Origin of the sequence: Flavobacterium salmonis, assembly GCF_903819435.1 — a bacterium.
Lineage (GTDB): Bacteria > Bacteroidota > Bacteroidia > Flavobacteriales > Flavobacteriaceae > Flavobacterium > Flavobacterium chungangense.
In genome coordinates this window covers 240,152-262,775 of sequence record NZ_CAIJDP010000068.1, presented here as the reverse complement: position 1 = coordinate 262,775, position 22,624 = coordinate 240,152, and the positions used below count along the sequence as shown (strand labels likewise).

Sequence of the window (22,624 nt, the reverse complement as noted above, 5' to 3'; positions counted from 1 at the left end):
TTATTTCAAATGTACGTCTACATCAACATTCATTCCTGGTCTCAAAAGTTTTACTTTCTCAGGATCGTTTGAAGGATCTAAACTAATTTTTACCGGTAATCTTTGGATTGTCTTTACGAAATTTCCTGTAGCATTGTCAGGGGGCAATAAAGAAAAACGGGATCCTGTTGCCGGAGAGAAAGAAGTTAAAGTACCTTTAAACTCATAATTAGGATAAGCATCTACTTTTAAGCTTACTTTTTGTCCCACGACCATTTTATTTAATTGTGTTTCTTTAAAGTTAGCTACAACCCAGGCTTCATTATTATTGATAATATAAAATAAAGATTGTCCCGGTTGTACCAATTGTCCAGGCTGAATATCAACTTTAGACACCTGTCCGTCAATCGCAGCTGTAACAACAGTGTATGATAGATTCAAATGTGCCACATCAAGCATTGTTTTTGCTTTCTTGATGTTGGCAGCGGCAACTTCTGTCTGTTTGTCGGAAACTTTAGATTTTGACTGGATTACTGATTTTTGAAAAGAGCTTGCTCTTTGTTGCTGCTCTAAAACGCGTACTTGATTTTCAGCCTCATCCTTTGCAGTTTGTGCCTGTTCAAATTGCTGTTTTGTAATGGTATGTGTTTTGTACAGATTGTTGTAACGGTTAAAATCGTTTGTAGCTTGTCTTAATTTGATTTTGGCACTTTCTATAGAACTGCCAGCCGATCTCATTTGAGCATCAGAAACATTAATACTTGCATATGCGCTTCCAATATCAGCTTTTGCAGCTTCGTATTGACCTTCAGCACCCAATAAAGCAGCTTGTGCTTCATCGATTTTTAGCTGATAATCTCTTTTGTCAATGGTGAACAAAGTATCTCCTTTTTTTACAAAATCATTATCCTTTACATAAACCTTGCTGATATATCCGGATACTCGAGGAATAATCGGATTCATTTTTTTCTCAATCTGCGCATCGTCTGTTTCTTCATGAGACTGAGAGTGTATGTATTTTGAAATTCCGTAAGTTCCCCCTACTAAAATCAAAACGGTTAGTATGATGATGAATTTTTTATTTGTCTTTTTCTTTTCCATGAGAGCTAGCGATTATATTTTAGAAAGATTGAATGATTGTGATAATTGTCCTGATACTGAAAGCAGTTCGTAATATTTTTGAATAATACTTGCTTTTGATAAAGCAGTATTTATTTTAGCGCTTAAATATTCAACGTCAGCTTCCACAAGGTCGTTAGTGTCTGATAAACCGTTGTCGAATTTATCTTTTACCAGTCTGTAATTTTCAGATGCCTGTTGCAATGCTTCATCATAAACCACACTTTGATTAATGGCTAAGTCATAATCTTCAATAGATTTTTGAACTTCAACTTTGATACGATCCGTTAAAAGTGCTTCAGAATTTTTTACTTCAAGCGCTTTACTTTCAGCCTCTCTTACGTGAGCATTGTTTTTTATAATTCCGGATAAATCATACGTCAAACCAACGCCAAAATTCATCGCATATTTTACAGTAATGAAATCTTTCAGATCAAAAGCTGTATAACCTCCTAATAGAGCTAAAGATGGGTAATAACCAGCTTTTGCTACTCTAATGTTTGACTCACTTGCTTTAGATTGTAAACGAACAGCTTCTAAGTCTTTTCTGCTTTCCAATGCCAATGCATCAGATGTTGGGGCATTACTTGTTTTTAAATTAAAGAAATCCTGCTCATTAACCTCAATTTTAACAGAAGGCTCTAATTTAAGTAATGTCGTTAAATAGAAATTGATATTATTTATATTGTTATTCGTTTCTTCAATAGATAATTGCGTTTTAGAAACCATTAATTGTGCTTTCAATAAATCATTTCTCGGAATAATTCCGTTTTTCTCTAATTCCGTAAAATCAGTAACACGCTGTTTCGCCTGTTTCTGATTTTCGTTTAAAAGGTCTAATGTTTTTTGCGCTTTATATAATGCAGTATAATAGGTAATCACGCGAAGTACAACATCTTCTTTTGTTTTGGCCGCATTTGCAGTTTCAGCTTCGTATAAACTTTCGTAAGTATCTATACTACTTTGAATTTTAAATCCGGAGAAGATTGGCAGACTAAGATTAGCCATTCCTAACATAGCGCGATCCGGTGAAGCCATTGACTCAGAACTTGCTTCGTCATTATGCATATCGATTGAAGCTTTTCCTAAGCGTTGGTATTGACCCGAAACTTTCAGGTCCGGGTATTGGTTATTCTTAACCGACTGTAATTCGTATTTTTTTGTGTTTACCTTAGTGTTGGCAAGTGTAACCTCGTTACTCTTTTCCCACGCCAGCTTAACGGCTTCGTCTAAGGTTAAACTTGTTTTTTCTTGTGCTTCTGTTGAAGATATTCCGATAAAGAAAACTCCAAAGAGCATTAATTGACTAATTTTCATAAACAAGTAGTGCTTTTATAGTTTGTTGAATGTGCTTTTTAAGAGTCGTTTTTATATAATTATCATACAATTCTTCGGTGTTTAAGTTCAGTAATTCTACGAAGAAAGGTTTATTCATATGAAAATGAAAAAAAGTTCCGATTATTGTAGGTGTGATAAGCGGAATGATAACATCTTTTCTAAAAACGCCTTTTGCCTGACCCTGGGAAATAATACTTTCAACAGATTTTAAATTTCCTTTTTTTAGTTCGGTAAAGGCGGTCATGCTTTTTTCTCTCTCTTTTGAATTGAGCTCAAAATGTAAAACTCTGAAAATACCTTTATTGCAATTAATTCTGGTAATGTAAATTTCAATTAACTTATTGACTTTCTCGAGTGGCTCGATATTTTCCTGCAATAAATTTTCAAGTTTTAATTTTAAATCAGACGTTTTGTAGATAATGAGTGATTCCAGTAGTCGGTCTTTTGAACCAAAATAATACGAAATCATGGCTACATTAATCTTTGCAATCTTTGAGATATCCCGTATTGAGGTGCCTTCAAATCCCTTCTCCGAAAACAGTTTTTCAGCTACTTCCAGAATCTGAATTTTTTTATCGTTTAATTCGATGTTTGACATGGTATTGTTTCTAATCGAATACAAAATTAAACAGTTGTTTAATTTAAACACTTGTTTAGTTTTTATTTAACACAATATTAACACAGAGAAATGTAGTTATTAAATGTTGATTTTAACTTGATTTTTTATTAGAAGTAAAGAATTATTTTTCTAATATAAGTTTTTGAGGATTTTGTCTGGTATCAAAAACAGTAGAGACAAACACTATTTGTTTGTCTCTATCAATCCAATAAATAATTTTATAATTTTGGAAAGCCATATATCTGAAATCTTGTATTCTCTCAGATAAAAGTTTTTCTTTTTGACCACCGTAAGCATTGAATTCTAAAGTATGTGAAATATCAATAATTCCATTTACTAAAGTTTGAGCAACTTTAATTCCAGCTTTAAATTTGTAATATTCAAAAATATCATTGAGTTTGTCTTCAGCGAATTGCGTCCAATAAACTACTAATCCCATTTCTGAATTTTAAATTTTAAATCTTTAGCAGATATGATTCTACTGTTTTTTACATCATCTATGGATTGATCAATTTCTTTATTAAATTGATCAATACTCATTGATTTCATTTCCTGATCAACTAATTCAACTTTTTCCTTATGAAGTAAATTTTCAAGATGAATTACAATTTCCTCACTTTGAAGTCTTAGAAATTCCTGAACGAATGATATTTTGCGAGTTTCTAAATCCATAATAATTGATTTTATTCAAATGTACAAAATATTTGTAAAAACTGAGAATTACCTAATTTCACCAACAAATTTCTCAATCTTTCCGCTTCCATTTTCAGATAAATGTTTGATAAAAGCACTACCAATAATTGCACCTTTCGCATATTTCGTAGCCTGGCTGAAAGTTTCTTTATTTGAAATTCCGAAACCTACGATTTGAGGATTTTTTAGATTAAGATTTGAAATTCTCTCAAAATATTCTTCCTGAACATTTCCAAAGCCAGATTGTGATCCCGTAACACTTGCCGAACTTACCATATAAATAAATCCGTTTGAAACGCTGTCGATAAAACGGATACGTTCGTCTGAAGTTTGTGGTGTAATTAAAAATACATTGATTAAACCGTATTTTTCAAAAATAGCTTTGTATTGATCTGCGTAAACATCAACCGGAAGATCCGGAATAATTAAGCCGTCGATACCAATTTCGGCACATTTCTGACAAAAAGCTTCCACTCCATATTGTAACATCGGGTTGAAATAGCCCATAATAATCAACGCGATTTTTACGCTTTCGCGGATGTTTTTCAGCTGATCGAAAAGAATCTGAGTAGTCATTCCGTTATGGAGTGCCGTTGTTGAGCTCGCCTGAATTGTTGGTCCGTCTGCCAAAGGATCGCTAAAGGGAAGACCGATTTCAATTAAATCCACTCCGTTTTTTTCTAAATCCTGAATAATCTGAACGGTATCATTTAAACTTGGATATCCCGCAGAAAAATAAATAGAAAGGATCTTTTTATCTTCTTGTAATTTTTGAGTTATTCTGTTCATTGTTTTATTTTTTGTTCCTGCAAGGTTTTCAAAAACTTACAGGATTAAGATTAATCTGCTTTAATTAATTTTCAATATAAATCCATGCAACAGTTCCTGACTTCAGTGTTATTTCAACCCTTTTGTATGCATTGGATTCGAATTGATCCGCTTTTGCTAAATCAGCACTGGAAATATTGTAAACGATTCCGTCTACAGCATCCGATGGATTTTCGCTTGGCGTTGCTACAAAATAGTCTTCTATTCCAAATTCTTCTTCTATTTGAAGGTCTTTTAGTTTGTAACCCGTTAACTGGTCCGGTGTTCCGGTTAATAGTTTATTGAAAACCTGCATCTGAATTTCTTTCGACTGTAATGTTCCGTAAGAGAATATCTGTTCCATAAATCTTTATTTTTCTCGTTATTTGTTTGCGTTAGGGATGGGAGCGGTATCGCCCGATTAGAAAAACAAGGCTTTTAGCCGTAGTTTTTGTTATTGGGAATTTAGCGGACAGCCCGACCCTTGGGTAACGCCCAAAAATACAACTTTTATTACAATTTAAAATAGTCAATATAATTATCCAAATCTTTGTCTCCGCGACCAGAAAGGCTGATTACCACAACATCTGTAGGTTTGAATTTCTTTTGATCTAAAACGGCAAAAGCGTGCGCGCTCTCAATTGCCGGAATGATACCTTCTAGTTTTGTAAGCTGTAAACCTGCATTCATTGCATCATCATCAGTTACTGAGAAAAATTCGCCACGTCCGGTTTGAGCTAAATGTGCATGTAAAGGTCCAACTCCCGGATAATCCAAACCTGCAGAAATTGAATACGGTTCTGTAATTTGTCCGTCTGCAGTCTGCATTAAAAGGGTTTTGCAACCGTGAATAACGCCTACTTTTCCCAGTTTGCTTGTTGCGGCACTGTGACCGCTGTCAACACCTTTTCCGGCAGCTTCAACAGCAATGATGCCCACTTCCGGTTCGTGCAAAAAGTGATAATACGTTCCGGCAGCATTACTTCCGCCACCAATACAAGCCACTACGTAATCCGGATTTTCACGTCCTTCTTTTTCTTTTAACTGCCATTTGATTTCCTCAGAAATAATACTTTGAAAACGGGTTACCATATCCGGATAAGGATGAGGTCCAATTGCCGAACCGATAATATAATGGGTGTCAACAGGATTATTAATCCAGTCACGAATAGCTTCGTTTGTAGCGTCTTTTAGAGTTCTTGAACCCGAAAGAGCCGGACGAACTTCAGCCCCCAGCATTTTCATACGAGCCACGTTTGGAGCCTGACGTGCAATGTCGATTTCGCCCATGTACACGATACATTCCATTCCCATTAAAGCACAAACCGTTGCTGTTGCCACACCATGCTGGCCGGCTCCGGTTTCAGCAATAATTCTTTTTTTGCGTAAACGTTTTGCCATTAAAATCTGTCCAATGGTATTGTTTACTTTATGTGCTCCGGTATGGTTTAAATCTTCTCTTTTCAGGTAGATTTTGGTATTGTATTTTTCAGACAAACGTTTTGCAAAATACAGCGGACTAGGACGTCCTACATAATCTTTTAGTAATTGGTTGAATTCGGCTTTAAAATCCGGTTCATCCATTATGCTTAGATATTTTTGGCGTAATTCTTCTACATTCGGATAGAGCATTTCAGGAATGTAAGCTCCTCCAAATTCTCCGTAATATCCTTTTTCGTCTACGTTAAAATTCATTTTGTTTAAAGTTTAAATGTTGATGATTTCAAATTTTCGTTTGAAATTGCTTAATAGATTTTTATTTTTAAGCCCTGGTTCGATTTCAAATTTACTGTTTATATCAACAGCATAAATAGGTAATTTACTATTTGAAATTTCTTCAATGGCTTTCAATTCGTTCATTCCGATTCCGCCGCTTAAAAAGAAAGGCTTTTTCGAATTGTATTTTTTCAAAATGCTCCAGTCGAAAGTTGTTCCGTTTCCACCCGGCAATTTTCCTTTCGTATCAAACAGAAAGTAATCGCATACATTTTCAAAAGGTGTGATGATTTCAAAATCAAAATTTTCATCAGCCGAAAATACTTTAATAATTTCGATTTTCTTTGGAAGCTGCTTTTTTAATTCTGAACAAAATTCAACCGATTCATTTCCATGTAACTGAACGGCTTGTAAATTGTGTTTCTCAACCTTTTCCAGAATTTCTTCCTGACTTTGATTTACAAAAACACCCACTTTTTTGATGGTTCTGATAAGTTCCGGAATATCACCGTCACAATATCTTGCGGATTTTTCCCAGAAAATAAATCCCATATAATCGGGTAGGAGTGAACCTACTTCGAGAATGTTTTGAGGATATTTCATACCGCATATTTTGAGTTTCATTTTTTTTTAATGCTTTAAGCTTTAAGCAATAAGCTGTATGCTCTTTGCTTTGAGCTGATTTTTTATTTACTTTTTGCTAAAAGCTTATAGCTTATAGCGTACGGCTTACAGCTGATTAATAAATTCTGTTGCTGCCTGTCCTGCATTATCAGTTTTCATGAAGTTTTCTCCGATTAAGAAACCTTTGTAGCCATAAGGTTTAAGTTCCTGAATGGCTTCGACTGATGAGATTCCGCTTTCTGATACTTTAACAAAATCATTTGGGATCTGAGAAGCTAATTCTTTGCTGAAATCAAGACTTACTTCGAACGTTTTCAGGTTTCGGTTATTTACACCGATCATATCTAAAGAGGGCATAATTGATTTTACCAGTTCTTCCTGATTGTGAACTTCTAATAAAACGTCTAAGCCTAAGTTTTTAGCAAATTCAGATAATGATTTAATTTCTTCACGAGTTAGAACTGCTGCGATTAGTAAAATCAAATCGGCTCCGTGTGCTTTGGCTTCCAAAATCTGGTATTCGTCAACAATAAATTCTTTTCGCAAAAGCGGAATATTTACTGAAGCTCTTGCCAAAAGTAAATCGTCTAAAGAACCTCCAAAATATTTTCCGTCTGTTAAAACTGAAATTCCACAAGCGCCTGCATCTTCGTATCCTTTAACTACTTCTTCAACTGTGAAACTGTTGTTGATAATTGATTTTGAAGGCGAACGGCGTTTGTGTTCTGCGATAATTCCGGAGTTGCTTTCTCTTAATTTCTGACTTAGCGAAATAGTTTGTTTTCCAAAGAATACCGATGCTTCCAATTGAGAAACAGGAATAATCGATTTCTTAAGAATTACTTCTCTTTTTTTGTCTATTATGATTTTGTCTAAGATGTTCATTTATTATTATTTAAAGATTGAAAAATTTAAAGATTGAACAATGTTCTGTCTTTAAGTTATGATTCTATTTTGGTATTTAAATATTTTATAAAATTTGATAAGTTTTGTGATATTTCAATTGTTAAATCATAACCTTTTTGAATTTCTTGCTGATTACAAAAGCCTAATTCTCTGCTTAATATTAGCATACTCCTAACCTCTGCACAACTTCCTTTTGAAATTTTTAGATATCGTATTAATTGCTTGTTATTATTGTATTCTGATCCTTCAGCAATATTATTTGTAATTGACAAGACAGCTCTTTTTATTTGATCTTTAAATCCAAATTCTCTTTCAAAAGGTTTATTATTCATCAATTCAAAAGTTAATTTGGCTAACAGAACTCCTTTTTTATAAACTTCAAATTCTTCAAAAGATTTAGTCATAATTTTTCAATTTTTAAATCATTAAATCTTTCAATTTATTTAATGCTTTCAATCCCTTTCCAGATAATAAACTTTCTTTTGCTAATTCAAATCCTTCAATTGGAGAACATTTTGTAACCGTTGCAATAGCCATGGCTGCGTTGGCACAAACGACATTATTTTGTGCTTCGGTTCCTTTTCCTGAAATGATGTTGGTAAATATTTCTGCCGATTCAGCAATAGTTTCACCCCCTTTGATGTCACTTTGTTTAATTAATTTAACTCCAAAATCTTCTGGATTTAACATACCTTCGGTACTATGTGTAATTATTTTGGTTGGTCCTGTCAAAGAGATTTCGTCATAACCATCTAAAGCGTGTACAATCGTAAAATTACTATCAGTATTTTGATAGAGATAAGCATACATTCTGGCTAACTCCAGATTGAAAACCCCTAATAATTGATTTTTTGGAAAAGAAGGATTAATTAGTGGTCCGAGAATGTTGAAAATGGTTCTGACTGCCAGTTCTTTACGAAGTGGTCCTACATATTTCATAGCAGGATGGAATAGAGGAGCATGCAAAATACAAATACCGGCCTTGTCTACACATTTTTCAAGGAAACTAGGATCGTTACTAAATTTAACTCCTAAAGCTTCCATAACATTACTGGAACCTGTGATAGAAGAAACGCCGTAATTACCATGTTTTGTGACTTTTATTCCGGCTCCGGCTGTTACAAATGATGCCAAAGTCGAAATGTTAAAAGTGTCTTTTCCGTCACCTCCGGTACCTACCAAATCGATAGTGTTATAATCGGATAAATCAATACGGATACACAATTCAGAAAGTGCTTCCCTGAAACCGATTAATTCTTCAATCGTTATACTTCGCATCATAAATACGGTCAAAAAAGCCGAAATCTGACTTGAGTTGTATTGACCGCTTGAAATATTAATCAAGACGTTTTTTGCTTCTTCTTTTGTAAGCACTTCATGATTGATTAATTTGTTTAATATAGTTTTCATTTTTTTAAGTCTTAAAGTCGAATGTCAAAAGTCTTAATGTCTTTTGCTTCTCATACTTATTTTAGTGTTGTGTTATTTATATTTTTTTAGTTCGTATTTGACTTTATGATTTTCGGCATTCAGACTTTACGGTTATACTTTTTAATGTTCATTTCCCTGATAAATCCACATGGGTTCTGTTTGTCCCGCTCTTTCAAAACCATTTTTCTTGTAGAAATCAACTGATCTTCCGTCTGCGGTTAACATCTGCATGTGAAAGTGACTGTATTTCTCCTGCATTTTGTCCATAATCAAGTTTCCTATTCCCTTTCCCTGATATTCCGGAAGCACTAATAGATGCGGATAGTAAACAGTTAAGAATCCATCTGAAATTGCGTTACCTAATCCTACCAGCTTTTTTCCTTCCCAGGCAGTCACTAAAGTTTCAGAATTTAAAAGACCATTATACAATTCATTTGGTTTACTGGCTGAACTCCATTCATTGGCTTTGTATAAGACTAAAATGTCATCAATGCTAATTTCTCTTGTCTCTAAAATTGTTATTTCCATTTTTTGAGTTTTAAAGTCCGTGACTTTTGTAATGTAATTTCAGAATTGATTTTCAAGTTTTAAAACACAGAAAGACTTTTATGATTTTCGATTTTAAAACTTTTGACTGATTTCTAATCCTTAACCCAGTTCTCTAAAATTCTTTTTCCGTTTGGTGTTAATACACTTTCAGGATGAAATTGTACTCCGCGTACATCGTATGTTTTATGGCGTAGTGACATTACCTGACCGTGCTCTTCAAATGAAGTGACTTCCAGAACATCAGGTAAATCAGCATCAACAACCCATGAATGGTAGCGTCCTACTTCAAATTCATCTTCAAGGCCATCAAATAAAGATTCGTCTGTAACTGCTTTTTTTACATTTGTGGCAACACCATGGTATACTTTATCAAGATTTGAAAGTGTTCCTCCAAAAACTTCTCCAATTGCCTGTTGTCCTAAACAAACACCTAAAATGCTTTTTGTTGGCGCATATTTGCGAATTACATCTTTTAATAAACCTGCTTCATCCGGTATTCCGGGTCCTGGTGAAAGCAGTATTTTATCGAAAGAAGCAATTTCGTCAATATCAAATTCATCGTTTCTGTAAACGGTTACTTCACAGTTTAAATCTTCCAGATAGTGTACTAAGTTGTAAGTGAAACTATCGTAATTGTCTATAACTAATATTTTTTTCATGTCTTTATTTTTTGTTTTTATTGTTTCAGGTTTCAAATTTCAGGTTCTCACAACTTGAAACCTGAAACTAAGAAAACTTGAAACTAAATTTTTTCAGCCTTTTCCAAAGCTGTGTTCAGAGCTCTTAATTTATTGTAAACTTCCTGCATTTCGCTTTCTTCATCAGAACTTGCTACGATTCCGGCTCCGGCCTGACAGTGTAATTGATGATTTTTTGAAAGGAAAGTACGAATCATAATGGCATGGTTGAAATTGCCTTCAAAATCCATGAAGCCAATTGCACCTCCGTAGAAATTACGGTTTGTTTTTTCGTAATCTTCAATCAGCTGCATCGCTCTGTGTTTTGGAGCGCCGCTTAAAGTTCCAGCCGGGAAAGTATCGGCTACAACCTGCATTGTTGTCGCTTTGTCATGTAAATGTCCTGTAACTTTTGAAACCAGGTGAATCACGTGTGAGAAAAACTGAACTTCTCTATATCTTTCTACATTTACATCATGACCGTTTCGGCTTAAATCGTTTCTGGCCAAATCTACCAACATTACATGCTCGCTATTTTCTTTTTTATCTTCGGATAATTTTTTTGCCAGTTCAGCATCTTTTTCATCATTACCCGTTCTTCTGAAAGTTCCTGCAATTGGATGAATTTCGGCTTTTCTGTTTTTTACGATAATTTGTGCTTCGGGCGAAGAACCGAATATTTTGAAATCTCCATAATCAAAAAAGAATAAATAAGGAGAAGGGTTGATGCTTCGTAAAGCACGATAAACATTAAACTCATCACCTTTGAAACCTTGTGTAAAACGACGGGATAAAACCAATTGAAATACATCTCCGCGGAAACAATGTTTTTTAGCTAAAGCAACATTGTGTTTGAACTCTTCATCAGTTAAATTAGAAAAACCTTCGCCTTCTTTAGTGAATTTATAAGAAGCGATATTTCTGGATTGTAATAATTGTTCGATTTCAGAAATATTATTTCTTCCATCTAAACTATGGCAAAAAATATAAGCTTCGTTTTTGAAGTGATTGATGGCAATGATGTTTTGGTAAACGGCATAAAAAACATCCGGAATCAAGGTCGCCGAATCTTTTTTAGCAATTTCTACTTTTTCGAAATAACGAACGGCATCATAAGAAATGTAACCAAATAAACCATTATTGATGAATTTAAAATCGTTCTTCTCTGATTTAAACTGACCTGAAAATTGCTGAATCACTTCCGGAATATTGGTTGAAGCATCAATTGTATTTTGCTCTGATGATCCGTCAGGAAAAGTTTTGGTAATAGTTTCGTTTTCAATTTTAATCGTGGCAATCGGGTTGCAGCATATGTACGAGAAACTATTGTCATTTCCGTGATAGTCACTACTTTCTAATAATAAACTATTTGGGAATTTATCTCTGATTTTAAAATAAATACTTACCGGCGTAATAGTGTCTGCCAGGATTTGTTTGTAATGGGTGTTGAGTATAAAAGGTTTCAATGTATGTTGTTTTTTAGTTTTTAATATTTTTTTGTGTTAAAGTTTTGGCCAAAAAAAAGGCTTGTCGTGATGACAAGCCTTTTTTTATTTATAGTTTAAAATACCATAGGAAGCTTTGTTCACGACGTCTGACGTAAATTCTTCCACCACCAAGTATTGTTCATTGTAATTTTCATAATCTTATTTTGATAACGCAAATATATAAATGTAATTTGAATTAGAATGTACTAAAAGCAAAAAAAAACTTTTCTTAATTTATAAAATTGTTAAATATGTAAAAAAATAAATAATTTTAATTGCTTATTTTCCACTTGCAACTGCATTGTTCAATCTGACTCTAAAATCCGGATTTCCTTTAATATTAGGGGCTAAGAACAATTCGCTGCTTTTCATTTTGGTAAATTCTATTGCAAATTCAGGGTTTCCGTACCAGTTCTTAATTCCGGCATCATTGCTTGACGTTTCGCTTGTAATTGCACCATTACAATTGTTGGCCATTACATTTTTTATTGTAATTTTTGATAAATTATCATTATCATTTCCAATATTTCCATTTAAAAGGATGAAAGGAGTGAAGCCGGAAACGACACTATTGGTTAAGTTGAAAAAGGTATTTTCTCCAATATGAGCAGATTCACGAACTAATCCCTGATCGTTTTCTTCCAGATTTACCAATGTGATGTTGTTTGCATTTATTTTCGTCATTTTTTTATTCATATCCGTGTTTTCAATTTTATCGTATGAGTCTACTTCAAAACATCTTGACCCTGAAATATCAGATGAAAAAGGATGACGAATAGCGATACTGTTGCTGATATTGATTTGGGCTCCTTGTGTAAAATCAAAATCATCATCTGTTGTTCGGTACGAAATTAAGTTATTCATATTCAGGTCTCCGCCGTAGCATTCAAACGAATCATCATTTGAATAGCTGATCTGAATGTTGCTTAAAACTGTTTTTCTGCCAACACCGGCTAATGAAAGTCCGTTAAGTTCTTTCAAAGCGCTTAATTTTCTTCCGGAATATTCAATACGTACATATTTTAGAATACCTGAGTTGTCTTCTGCATCCTGACCTCCGTAATGATTAAGCATTTCGTCTAAGTTAAAAGGCAAGGTTGCAATACCGCCTAGTTTATTAATAGGTGCTTTCCCTAAAATAATGATACCACCCCAGTCTCCTGGTTTTCTTTCGGTTGTTTCTTTGTTAGAGGTAAAAATAATGGGATCTGTTTCTGACCCTTCTGCAATAATTTTAGAACCATTAGCAATAACTAATGTTCCGCAGGTTTTGTCATCTCCTCTAATAACAGTACCAGGCTCAATAGTAAGAATAGCGTTATTAGTTACATAAACAATTCCGACTAATTGATAGGTATTGCGTTTGCTTAGTTTCGTGTCTTTATCTATGGTACCAGCAATAATATTTGTAGCTTCGCCATACTCAACTGCTGCAGGCTTAAAATTGGTCCAGTTGTTCATCCAGTTTGATGCTCCTGTGATCCCTTTTTGTGGTTGTTGTGCCTGAAGAAAAAAAGTACTGAAAAGTGTTATTAGGGCAATACGTATTTTAATTTTCATAACTATGATTTTTGATTTCTAGCTTTTTATTTTACTGTTTTTTTAACGAAGTCAAAATTAAAAGCCCAATGTTAATCAAAACGCCAGACCTTGTTATGAAAGGGTTATTTGAATATTAAGAACGTTATTTTTATGTTTTTATAAAAAAGAAACCCCAACAATTTGAGTTGTTGGGGTTTCCTGAAATAGTAAGCGAAAATTTAGAATTTTAAAGCTACTGTCAATTCGAAATCGTCGTTGATTGTTTTGTCTCCTAAACCTTCAAAGAAATTTCCTGAACCATATTTGATGTCATATTTAGTTCTGTCAACTTTAAATGCAGTTGTAGCAGTATTTCCTTTTACAGCGATGTCAAAAGTTACAGGTTTAGTTATTCCTTTGATAGTTAAATCAGCAGTAACGGTATAAACATCAGTTGATTTAGCTCCAATAGTTTTGAAAACTAATTTTGCAGTTGGGAATTTATCAGTTCCGAAGAAATCGTCAGCTTTTAAGTGTCCGTTTAATTTTCCTTGGTATTCTCCAGTTAAATCAGTTGCAGTTAATGAAGTCATATCAACTGTAAAGCTTCCTCCAGTTAATTTTTTTCCTTTGAAAACTACAGCCCCTTCTTTGAAGTTTACAGTTCCAGAGTGCTCCCCGGTTACTTTTTTACCTACCCATTTGATAGTAGATGCCTTAACGTCAATTTTCTTAGTTTGTGCGTTTACAGAGATACCAGCTGCTGCTACGAATAATGCTATTGCAATTGTTTTTAAATTTTTCATGTTGTGAAATTGATTTTGATTGTTATTAAATAATTATAGTGTGATAAATAATTCGTCCTGAGATTTTCTAACTTTTTTGTAATGCTGAGCGTCGTCCTCATCATGTCTGTAACCTATAGTAGCTACAACTGCTGCATTTAGACCTAATTTATCAAAGCCTAAAATTTCATTGAATGCTGCAGGACTAAAACCTTCCATTGGCGTAGTGTCAATTTTTAATTCTGCTGCTGCACTTAATAATGTTCCTAAAGCGATGTAAGTTTGTTTTGATGTCCAGACATTTTTTGCATCGTTTGATAAACCGGCAATCTGTCCTTTAATCATACCGCTGAATCCTTCTAAAGCTTCAACAGGAATACCTCTTGTTTCGCTGATGTTTTTCATATATTGATCTACAGAATTTGCATCAAGAGTTGTGTCATTTGCAAAAATGAACAGGTGAGAAGCATCTGTGATTTGTGTTTGTCCCCAAGCTTCCGCTTTTAATTTTTCTCTTAATTCCGGGTTTTCTACAATAACCACTTTAAATGGCTGTAATCCGTATGAAGAAGCGCTTAATCGAACAGCTTCTTTTAATGTATTTAAATCTGCTTCGGAAATTTTTTTAGTTGCATCAAATTTTTTGGTTGCGTATCTCCAATTTAAATTGTCTAATAGTGTACTCATAATGTTAATTTTGTTGGGTTCGGTATTTTTCTAATAACTGATTTAATAATTCTAATTCTTCAGGGCTTATATTCGCGGCAAATTCACGCTCGTGTGCATCTACCTTGGGGTCTAATTCTTTTAAAACGTCTAATCCTTTCTGAGTAATCGAAACCTCTATTTTTCGTCGATTGTTCGGACAGACATTTCGGGTAACATATTCTTTCAATAATAATTTGTCTACTAATCGTGTTGTATTGCTGGTTTTCGCCAGCATGCGTTCCTGTATCACACACATATTGGCAGGGTTTCCTTTTTGTCCTCTTAATATGCGTAGTACATTGTATTGTTCTCCGGACAAATCATACGGTTTTATCAACTCGTTGAAATGATCCTGAATTACATTTTGCGTATACATGATATTCAGAATAACTTTTTTCGCATTATCCATCTTAACAGTACTTTTTATAACTTCTTCAATTGTCATAGTTGTAAGCGTATAATTTGTATATACAAATGTATAACTTTTCATTATTGTATATACAAATGTCATGTTAATTTTTAGTTAATAAATTACGTTGATAAATAATTGTATATAAACTCTATGTAATTAGTATAAATGTAATGCAATTTTTTTAATTTAAAATATTGATTAAAGATAATTAATAAATATTTTAAATTAAGGAGGTAATAGGTGTTTTTAAGGTTTTGTATTTCAGGTTTTTATTGAAATTCAGATAAGAGGTAGCCTTTAGAGATTTTTTTAAAATCTGAAATTTCTTTGCTAATCCATGCTTCACCATGTCCGAGTTCTTTTGCCATTAATCTTGCTGTTTTTTCAGAAGATTCAACTGCAGCTCTGGCATCTAAGAATAATAAGCGTACACGTCTTGCGAGAATATCATCTACTGTTCTTGCCATTTCGTATCGAATTGCCCAAATTACTTCGGCCATTGTGAATTCGTGGTCAGGATGCAGTTTTTCATTTAATTCAGGTTCGTTTTGTTGTAATTCAATTATTTTAGGAATATCTGAGCCATAAATGTAAAGGTGATTTTCGCGATCAACAGTAGTGGTGTGTTTGTTTCCGTGAATGGCAAGATGTTCAGTAGCACATTCTTTTTTATGTAATTTTCCTGTTTTGATGGCTTTATCAATAATTTCTTCAGCCATTTTTCTGTAAGTTGTCCACTTTCCTCCGGTAATAGTGATTAAGCCGGTTTTAGAAACGAGAATTTTATGACTTCTGGAAACTTCTTTGGTGCTTTTGCCTTCTTCTTTTGGAGCAGCCAGAGGACGCAAACCTGCAAAAACAGATAGTACATCGGCTCTGGTTGGTTTTTTTGCTAAAAAGCGTTGTGCTGTTTCCAAAACAAATTGGATTTCGCTTTCCAGTGCAACAGGTTCTAAGCTATGGCTTTTAATTAAGGTATCTGTTGTCCCTACGACGACACGGTTATGCCACGGAACTGCAAATAAAACTCTTCCATCTTTTGTTTTCGGAATCATCAATGCATGATCGCCGGGTAAAAAAGATTTGTCAAATACCAAATGGATTCCCTGACTCGGAACGATATATTTTTTATACACTTTATCGTTGAGCTTCATTATAGCATTTGTAAAAACGCCTGTAGCATTTATGATGGCTGATCCTTTTATGTCGTATTTACTTCCGGTTTCCTGATCGATTGCCTGTACGCCAACAACAGTTTCTTCGTTGTCTTTTATTAGATTAACAACCTTTATATAGTTAATGACACAAGCTCCTTTTTCTAAGGCAGTCTGGGCAATATTTATAGCCAAACGGGAATCATCAAATTGGCCGTCGTGATAAATAACACCGTTTGCCAACCCCTTTTCCTGTACATTCGGAAGCATTTCGATTGTTTTTTCTTTCGAGATATATTTTGAAGCGCCTAAACTTAAGCTGCCCGCCAATAAATCATAAATTTTTAATCCGATAGTGTAGAAATATCCGCTCCAGCGATTGTAATTCGGAATAACAAATGATTGATTTTTGACTAAATGACCTGCGTTTTGAGCCAGTAAACCTCTTTCTTTTAATGCTTCGCGTACCAGATGCACATCGCCTTGTGCCAGATAACGTACACCGCCATGAACCAGTTTTGTGCTTCTGCTTGAAGTTCCTTTTGCGAAATCAACTGCTTCCAGTAAGATTGTTTTGTAACCACGACTTGCTGCATCAAGAGCGGTTCCAAGACCACTTGCGCCTCCGCCAATGATTATTACGTCCCAATTTTGTGTGTTTTGTAGTTTTGATAATTGTGCTGTGCGATTCATATTTGCGTACTATTTCAGGGACTTGTTGTTGAGTAACAAACATAAGAAAAGGAAAGTGAATAACCTGATGCTACTTGTATTAAAGACACAAATTCTTATTTTTAAATGGCAATGGTAATTAAAACCGTTTTGCCCGCGTGAGGGATAGGAGCAAACTGCCGAAGCAGTGCGGATAGCCCGACAGCATCCCGATAAAATGGATGTAAGCGCAAAGGATATTAGCCTTTTTATTGGGATGGTGGCACGTCCAGATGATTTTAAATTTATTGGTTTAAATAATTTTCGATGTAAGTATTCAGTGTTTTTCGCTCTTCGATTGTAGCATCATTATCCATATCACTGTGATTAATGGCTGTGAGTTGAACCGTCATTCCATATTTTTTTTGTTCTTGTTCTGTAGGCAAAACACCTTTGTCTGCATCATAGTTTTTGGAGCGTAGTGTATATATTTTTGGACTATGAGCTCTTGGGAGGGGCATTCTTCGATTGTCCATTGTTATAATCTTGTAAACTAATTTAGGATGTTTTGTGGCAAATAAAGCTGTCATGTCTCCACCATTAGAATGCCCAATCAAAGCAAGATGTTTGAAGTCTAAATCAGGTTTTGTTTTCTTGAATTCATTTAGTACAAAGAGAATGTTTTCAGAGCCTCTTTCCCAGTTTGGTCTTCGGGTAATTTTTAAGTCTCCATCCATTGGGAGAAGATCATCCGTTGGTAATTCATGCTGAATGCTGATAACAAAATATCCTTTAGAAGCTAAATTCTCTGTTAAATAGGAATATATTTTATTTTCTCCACCTTTATTCTCGCCATATCCGTGACTGAAAAATATAATCTGCTGATTAATTATTTTTTTTTCCGTTTTTTGGTGGTAAACAGCGACAGGAATTTTTCGGTTTCTTGACGGGTCAAACAATTCTAAACTATCCATTTGAACGGGATAAATCGTATTTGAAATTTGAGCGTTAGATTTCTTGTTTCCGGAACAGCTTGCAAATAACAAGACGATAAATAGTTTAAAATAGAATTTGTTCATTTTGGGGTGCTTTTTTATAATTATCAAACCCGACAGATTTTCAAAACCTGTCGGGTGTATTTTGTCTTTTAATCTGAAACTTGAAACCTCAAACAAATTTTTAATGAGGAAGCTTGTCTTTTATCAATCCGTAAACCCATGTTCCGGCAATGGCACTTACTAAAGTTACAACAATTACAGTGGCACCAGTACCAATTTGGGCGAACAATGGTCCAGGGCAAGCTCCGGTAATTGCCCATCCGAAACCAAATAATAATCCGCCGTAGATTTGTCCTTTATTGAATGTTTTGGGCTGTATTTCGATTTTTTCTCCTTGTAAAGTCTTTATATTGAGTTTTTTAATCAATTGAACTGATATTAATCCAACAGCAACGGCACTTCCGATTACGCCATACATGAAGAAAGATTCTAAGTTGAACATTTCCTGAATACGGAACCAGTTGATGATTTCGGCTTTTACAAATACAATTCCGAAAAAGATGCCGACGATTAAATATTTTAGGTTTCCGAATACGGATTCATTTTGCTGACTTGCGTTGATTCCTTCGCCGTCTGTATTTTTATTTTCTAAAGGATTCATTTTTGAAATTTTAAAGTGAAAGAATATGTGGCAAAATCAAAAGTGCCATGACAAAACCGCCAATCATAAAACAGATGGTTGCTACTAACGAAGGCCATTGCAGGTTTGATAATCCCATAATAGCATGTCCGCTCGTGCATCCTCCGGCATAACGGGTTCCGAAACCTACTAAAAATCCGCCTACGACAATCATGATGAATCCGCGAAGCGTTAGTAAACTTTCCCACGAAAATAATTGCGACGGAACTAAACCAGTGTAATCTGTGATTCCATAAGTAGCTAATTTTGCTGACAATTCGGGAGAGATAACAACTGCGTTTGGATTTGACAGGAAATATGCGGCAATAAAACCGCCCAGAAAGATTCCGAGAACGAAGAATAAATTCCAGCTTTCTTTTTTCCAGTCGTATTTAAAAAACGGAATATTAGCAGGAATGCACATTGCACAAATATGGCGCAATGATGAACTGATTCCGAAAGATTTATTTCCGATAATTAATAAAATTGGAACAGTTAATCCAATCAGCGGGCCTGCAACATACCAGGGCCATGGTTCTTTTATAATTTCTAGTATACTCATGTTTATTTAAAAATTAAAATGTTTTTTTTTCACCATATAAGTGATGTAAGTAATTATAAGCTGGAGTTTAGATTGCGCTGAACTTATATGAACTTACAAGTTTAATTAGTTGATAGTTAAAACGCACCGAAATTAAATGAACTTATATAACTTATATGGTAAAAGAATTTATGTTCAATGTTTATGCTTTCAAAACCTTACTTTGGCAAACGAAATCAGATTTTGGAATAGTTGTTTTTGCTATTGCTCCAAAACCGCCTTCAATTTCGGTGAAATTTCTGAAACCTCTTGCTTGTAAAATCGAAGCTGCAATCATGCTTCGATAACCACCCGCACAATGCAGATAAAAATGTTCCTTAGCGTCAATATCTTTAACCCAATCATTAATATAGGCTAAAGGTTTACTGTAAGCATCTTCAATATGTTCTGCTTCATATTCAGTTTCTTTACGAACATCAACAACTTTATCTTCTTTGATATTAAATTTATCAGCAAATTGTTCCGCCGAAATTCGGTTAACTATATCAATTTCAAAACCTGCCTTCTGCCAGGCTTCAAAACCGCCTTCCAAATGACCTATAATCGAATCAAAACCTACACGGCTCAAACGTGTTACAGTTTCTTCTTCTAAACCAAGCTCGGTAACTAATACAATAGGTTGTTTTACATTGGCAATTAAAGTTCCAACCCACGGTGCAAAATCTCCATTGATCCCGATATTAATCGACTGTGGAATAAATCCTTTGCTAAAATCAGCAGCATTGCGCGTATCGAGAATCAGAGCACCGGTTTCTTCGGCTACAGCCTCAAATTCTTCCGCTTTTATTGCTTTCATTCCATTATGTAAAACCGATTCGAAACTTTCGTATCCGCCTTTATTCATCGCTACATTCATGCTGAAATAGGCTGGAGGAGGTAATAATCCGTCGGTCACTTCAGTAATAAATTCGGCTTCAGTCATATTTGCACGCAAAGCATAATTGGTTGCTTTTTGATTTCCGATAGTCGAAACCGTTTCTTTACTCATATTTTTTCCGCAGGCACTTCCGGCTCCGTGCGCAGGGTAAACAATCACATCATCGGCCAAAGTCATAATTTTATTTCTTAACGAATGAAATAAAATTCCGGCTAACTCGTCTTGTGTCATTCCAGCTGCTTTCTGAGCTAAATCAGGACGACCTACATCGCCAATAAATAAAGTGTCTCCGGAGAAAATGGCATGGTCTTTTCCGTTTTCGTCAATTAGTAAAAAAGTAGTACTTTCCATAGTGTGTCCAGGTGTGTGCAGGACTTTTATGGTAATCTTTCCTATTTTAAATTCCTGTCCGTCTTTTGCAGAAACGCAGTCAAATTCACAAGTAGCATTTGGTCCGTAAATAATTGGGGCTTCGGATTCTTTGCTCAAATCAACATGTCCAGAAACAAAATCGGCGTGGAAATGTGTTTCAAAAATATATTTCAATTTAACCTGATCGCGTTCCAAACGGTCTAAATAAGGCTGAATTTCCCTAAGCGGATCAATAATCGCAGCTTCTCCGTTTGAAGTAATATAATATGCCCCCTGGGCTAAACATCCGGTGTAAATTTGTTCAATTTTCATGATATGAAATCTAAAATAATGTTTCACAAAGGTAACTGTGTTTTTTTGGAAAGTAAGTGACTAATGTTACAGAATTCGTTTTATTGGGATTTTTACCATAATAAGTTATGTAAGGAATTATATGCCGAAGTTTAATCGTTTGTAAAACTTAAACTAACTTATATTACTTGCATGGTTTTAAAGAAAAACTTCTTTTTAAGGACAGGAATTTGGGTTTTAATAGGTAAATTTGTGGGACTTCATAAAACAATTACTACTCTATGGAAGAAATGCTTTTTTATGACCGAATGCAATTCGCTTTCACCATTACTTTTCACTATCTTTTTCCGCAACTTACAATGGGTCTTTCGCTGATCATTGTTTATTTTAAATGGAAATACCTTAAAACCCAAAACGAACAATACAATCACGCTACGCATTTCTGGATGAAGATTTTCGCACTGAATTTTGCGATGGGCGTTGTAACCGGAATCCCGATGGAGTTTCAGTTTGGAACCAACTGGGCAAAATTCTCCGAATTAACAGGAGGAATCGTCGGTCAGACGCTGGCAATGGAAGGGATGTTTTCGTTCTTTCTCGAATCTTCTTTTTTGGGAATCTTTTTATTTGGAGAAAAACTACTCGGACATAAATGGCATTTTGTAACCGGATTGTTAATCATGATTGGTTCCTGGGCCAGCGGTTACTTAATTATAGCGACACATTCATGGATGCAGAATCCGGTGGGTTACGAAATTCTGGAAAACGGAAAATTTGTACTGACAAATTTTAAAGCATTGTTCTTAAATCCGTGGCTATGGCCTTCTTATCTTCACAATCAGGCGGCTTCTTTAGTAACGAGTTCGTTTGTGGTTGCCGGAATTGGCGCTTTTTATATTTTAAGCAGAAAGAATGTTTCTTTTGGTAAATTATTTTTAAAAACCGGAGTCATTTTCGGATTGATTTCGAGTCTTTTTGTAGCAGTTCCAACAGGAGATTTACTGGCTAAAAACGTAGTGAAGTATCAGCCTGTGACTTTTGCGGCTATGGAAGGAATTTTTCACACAGAAGAAAAAGGTTCTGAAATTGTTTTAATTGGTCAGCCCGATGTAAAAGACAAAAAACTCGATAATAAAATAGCCGTTCCGAATATATTGAGCTTCCTGACGTATGGAAACTGGGATAAGGAAATTCATGGGCTAGACCAATTTGAAGAAGACCTGCATCCAACCAATATTTCAGGATTGTATTATGCCTATCATATTATGGTAGGGCTCGGAACTGTTTTTATTGGATTAATGATTATTTCACTTTTTCAGTTAATCAGAGGGAAATTGTTTGAAACCAAATGGCTTTTATGGTCGCTGATGTTTATGATGCCATTCCCTTATATCGCTAACACTACAGGATGGTACACCGCAGAATTAGGAAGACAGCCGTGGCTGGTTTATAATTTAATGCGAACGGCTTCCGGTGCTTCGCCAACGGTTTCATCCGGAAATACCTTGTTTACTTTACTGGGTTTTATCGGATTGTATCTATTGCTTGGTATGCTGTTTTTGCTTTTAATTGGAAAAATTATCAATAAAGGGCCGCATTATGTGGAACTTTCAACAGAAAAAATATAGGT

At 34.7% G+C, this 22,624-nt stretch carries 25 protein-coding genes; 1 reads left to right on the top strand and 24 read right to left on the bottom strand.

What is annotated here, in order from left to right:
* The 24 genes from FLACHUCJ7_RS11245 to FLACHUCJ7_RS11130 all read right to left on the bottom strand — a co-directional run bounded on the left by FLACHUCJ7_RS11245 (nt 1) and on the right by FLACHUCJ7_RS11130 (nt 21,015).
* Nucleotides 1-1,080: an HlyD family secretion protein gene (locus FLACHUCJ7_RS11245; RefSeq protein ID WP_180908970.1), complete on the bottom strand. Its 1,080-nt coding sequence runs from the start codon at nt 1,078-1,080 to the stop codon at nt 1-3.
* 12 nt (nt 1,081-1,092) lie between these two features.
* Nucleotides 1,093-2,415 (bottom strand): TolC family protein, encoded by a 1,323-nt coding sequence (locus tag FLACHUCJ7_RS11240; protein WP_180908969.1) that lies wholly within the window; start codon nt 2,413-2,415, stop codon nt 1,093-1,095.
* A complete protein-coding gene (locus tag FLACHUCJ7_RS11235) occupies nt 2,405-3,034 on the bottom strand; it encodes a TetR/AcrR family transcriptional regulator (protein ID WP_078226211.1) in 630 nt (209 codons plus the stop codon). The genes FLACHUCJ7_RS11240 and FLACHUCJ7_RS11235 overlap by 11 nt, the downstream gene beginning before the upstream one ends.
* A gap of 142 nt (nt 3,035-3,176) precedes the next feature.
* Nucleotides 3,177-3,494 carry a type II toxin-antitoxin system RelE/ParE family toxin gene (locus FLACHUCJ7_RS11230; RefSeq protein WP_180908968.1) on the bottom strand — a complete coding sequence of 106 codons (318 nt, stop codon included), beginning with the start codon at nt 3,492-3,494 and terminating at the stop codon, nt 3,177-3,179.
* Complete coding sequence (locus FLACHUCJ7_RS11225) at nt 3,485-3,727, bottom strand: hypothetical protein (RefSeq protein ID WP_078226213.1); 243 nt, start codon at nt 3,725-3,727, stop codon at nt 3,485-3,487. Before FLACHUCJ7_RS11225 ends, FLACHUCJ7_RS11230 begins: the two co-directional genes overlap by 10 nt.
* A 48-nt stretch (nt 3,728-3,775) precedes the next feature.
* The gene (trpA, locus tag FLACHUCJ7_RS11220) at nt 3,776-4,537 is read right to left on the bottom strand and encodes a tryptophan synthase subunit alpha (RefSeq protein ID WP_180908967.1); all 762 of its coding nucleotides are present in this window, start codon (nt 4,535-4,537) and stop codon (nt 3,776-3,778) included.
* Nucleotides 4,538-4,601: 64 nt separating this feature from the next.
* Nucleotides 4,602-4,919 carry a gamma-glutamylcyclotransferase family protein gene (locus FLACHUCJ7_RS11215; RefSeq protein WP_078226215.1) on the bottom strand — a complete coding sequence of 106 codons (318 nt, stop codon included), beginning with the start codon at nt 4,917-4,919 and terminating at the stop codon, nt 4,602-4,604.
* Between the two features lie 149 nt (nt 4,920-5,068).
* Nucleotides 5,069-6,250 carry a tryptophan synthase subunit beta gene (gene trpB / locus FLACHUCJ7_RS11210; protein WP_180908966.1) on the bottom strand — a complete coding sequence of 394 codons (1,182 nt, stop codon included), beginning with the start codon at nt 6,248-6,250 and terminating at the stop codon, nt 5,069-5,071.
* A 12-nt stretch (nt 6,251-6,262) separates the two neighbouring features.
* Nucleotides 6,263-6,895 carry a phosphoribosylanthranilate isomerase gene (locus FLACHUCJ7_RS11205; protein WP_078226217.1) on the bottom strand — a complete coding sequence of 211 codons (633 nt, stop codon included), beginning with the start codon at nt 6,893-6,895 and terminating at the stop codon, nt 6,263-6,265.
* Between the two features lie 105 nt (nt 6,896-7,000).
* Nucleotides 7,001-7,780, bottom strand: coding sequence for an indole-3-glycerol phosphate synthase TrpC (trpC, locus tag FLACHUCJ7_RS11200; protein WP_180908965.1), 780 nt, complete (start codon nt 7,778-7,780; stop codon nt 7,001-7,003).
* A gap of 56 nt (nt 7,781-7,836) precedes the next feature.
* A complete protein-coding gene (locus FLACHUCJ7_RS11195; protein ID WP_180908964.1) occupies nt 7,837-8,205 on the bottom strand; it encodes a four helix bundle protein in 369 nt (122 codons plus the stop codon).
* A 13-nt stretch (nt 8,206-8,218) separates the two neighbouring features.
* Entirely contained in the window at nt 8,219-9,211 is a 993-nt protein-coding gene (gene trpD, locus FLACHUCJ7_RS11190; protein ID WP_078226220.1) for an anthranilate phosphoribosyltransferase, read from the bottom strand.
* A gap of 141 nt (nt 9,212-9,352) precedes the next feature.
* Nucleotides 9,353-9,760 (bottom strand): GNAT family N-acetyltransferase, encoded by a 408-nt coding sequence (locus FLACHUCJ7_RS11185; RefSeq protein WP_180908963.1) that lies wholly within the window; start codon nt 9,758-9,760, stop codon nt 9,353-9,355.
* A gap of 113 nt (nt 9,761-9,873) precedes the next feature.
* The gene (locus FLACHUCJ7_RS11180; RefSeq protein WP_180908962.1) at nt 9,874-10,440 is read right to left on the bottom strand and encodes an anthranilate synthase component II; all 567 of its coding nucleotides are present in this window, start codon (nt 10,438-10,440) and stop codon (nt 9,874-9,876) included.
* A gap of 83 nt (nt 10,441-10,523) precedes the next feature.
* Nucleotides 10,524-11,924 carry an anthranilate synthase component I family protein gene (locus FLACHUCJ7_RS11175; protein WP_180908961.1) on the bottom strand — a complete coding sequence of 467 codons (1,401 nt, stop codon included), beginning with the start codon at nt 11,922-11,924 and terminating at the stop codon, nt 10,524-10,526.
* 300 nt (nt 11,925-12,224) lie between these two features.
* Complete coding sequence (locus FLACHUCJ7_RS11170) at nt 12,225-13,505, bottom strand: hypothetical protein (RefSeq protein ID WP_180908960.1); 1,281 nt, start codon at nt 13,503-13,505, stop codon at nt 12,225-12,227.
* 200 nt (nt 13,506-13,705) lie between these two features.
* Nucleotides 13,706-14,272 carry a YceI family protein gene (locus FLACHUCJ7_RS11165; RefSeq protein WP_078226224.1) on the bottom strand — a complete coding sequence of 189 codons (567 nt, stop codon included), beginning with the start codon at nt 14,270-14,272 and terminating at the stop codon, nt 13,706-13,708.
* A 33-nt stretch (nt 14,273-14,305) separates the two neighbouring features.
* Nucleotides 14,306-14,938 carry an NAD(P)H-dependent oxidoreductase gene (locus tag FLACHUCJ7_RS11160; protein ID WP_180908959.1) on the bottom strand — a complete coding sequence of 211 codons (633 nt, stop codon included), beginning with the start codon at nt 14,936-14,938 and terminating at the stop codon, nt 14,306-14,308.
* A 4-nt stretch (nt 14,939-14,942) separates the two neighbouring features.
* Nucleotides 14,943-15,404 (bottom strand): MarR family winged helix-turn-helix transcriptional regulator, encoded by a 462-nt coding sequence (locus FLACHUCJ7_RS11155; protein WP_180909090.1) that lies wholly within the window; start codon nt 15,402-15,404, stop codon nt 14,943-14,945.
* A 236-nt stretch (nt 15,405-15,640) separates the two neighbouring features.
* Nucleotides 15,641-17,218 (bottom strand): glycerol-3-phosphate dehydrogenase/oxidase, encoded by a 1,578-nt coding sequence (locus tag FLACHUCJ7_RS11150; protein WP_180908958.1) that lies wholly within the window; start codon nt 17,216-17,218, stop codon nt 15,641-15,643.
* A gap of 263 nt (nt 17,219-17,481) precedes the next feature.
* The gene (locus FLACHUCJ7_RS11145; RefSeq protein WP_180908957.1) at nt 17,482-18,255 is read right to left on the bottom strand and encodes an alpha/beta hydrolase family protein; all 774 of its coding nucleotides are present in this window, start codon (nt 18,253-18,255) and stop codon (nt 17,482-17,484) included.
* 100 nt (nt 18,256-18,355) lie between these two features.
* Complete coding sequence (locus tag FLACHUCJ7_RS11140; RefSeq protein ID WP_180908956.1) at nt 18,356-18,835, bottom strand: DUF6691 family protein; 480 nt, start codon at nt 18,833-18,835, stop codon at nt 18,356-18,358.
* Nucleotides 18,836-18,845: 10 nt separating this feature from the next.
* Nucleotides 18,846-19,409: a YeeE/YedE family protein gene (locus tag FLACHUCJ7_RS11135; RefSeq protein WP_078227908.1), complete on the bottom strand. Its 564-nt coding sequence runs from the start codon at nt 19,407-19,409 to the stop codon at nt 18,846-18,848.
* 187 nt (nt 19,410-19,596) lie between these two features.
* A complete protein-coding gene (locus FLACHUCJ7_RS11130) occupies nt 19,597-21,015 on the bottom strand; it encodes an MBL fold metallo-hydrolase (protein ID WP_180908955.1) in 1,419 nt (472 codons plus the stop codon).
* 260 nt (nt 21,016-21,275) lie between these two features.
* Between FLACHUCJ7_RS11130 and FLACHUCJ7_RS11125 the strand changes: the two genes are divergently transcribed.
* Nucleotides 21,276-22,622, top strand: coding sequence for a cytochrome ubiquinol oxidase subunit I (locus tag FLACHUCJ7_RS11125; RefSeq protein ID WP_180908954.1), 1,347 nt, complete (start codon nt 21,276-21,278; stop codon nt 22,620-22,622).
* Nucleotides 22,623-22,624: the final 2 nt, after the last annotated feature.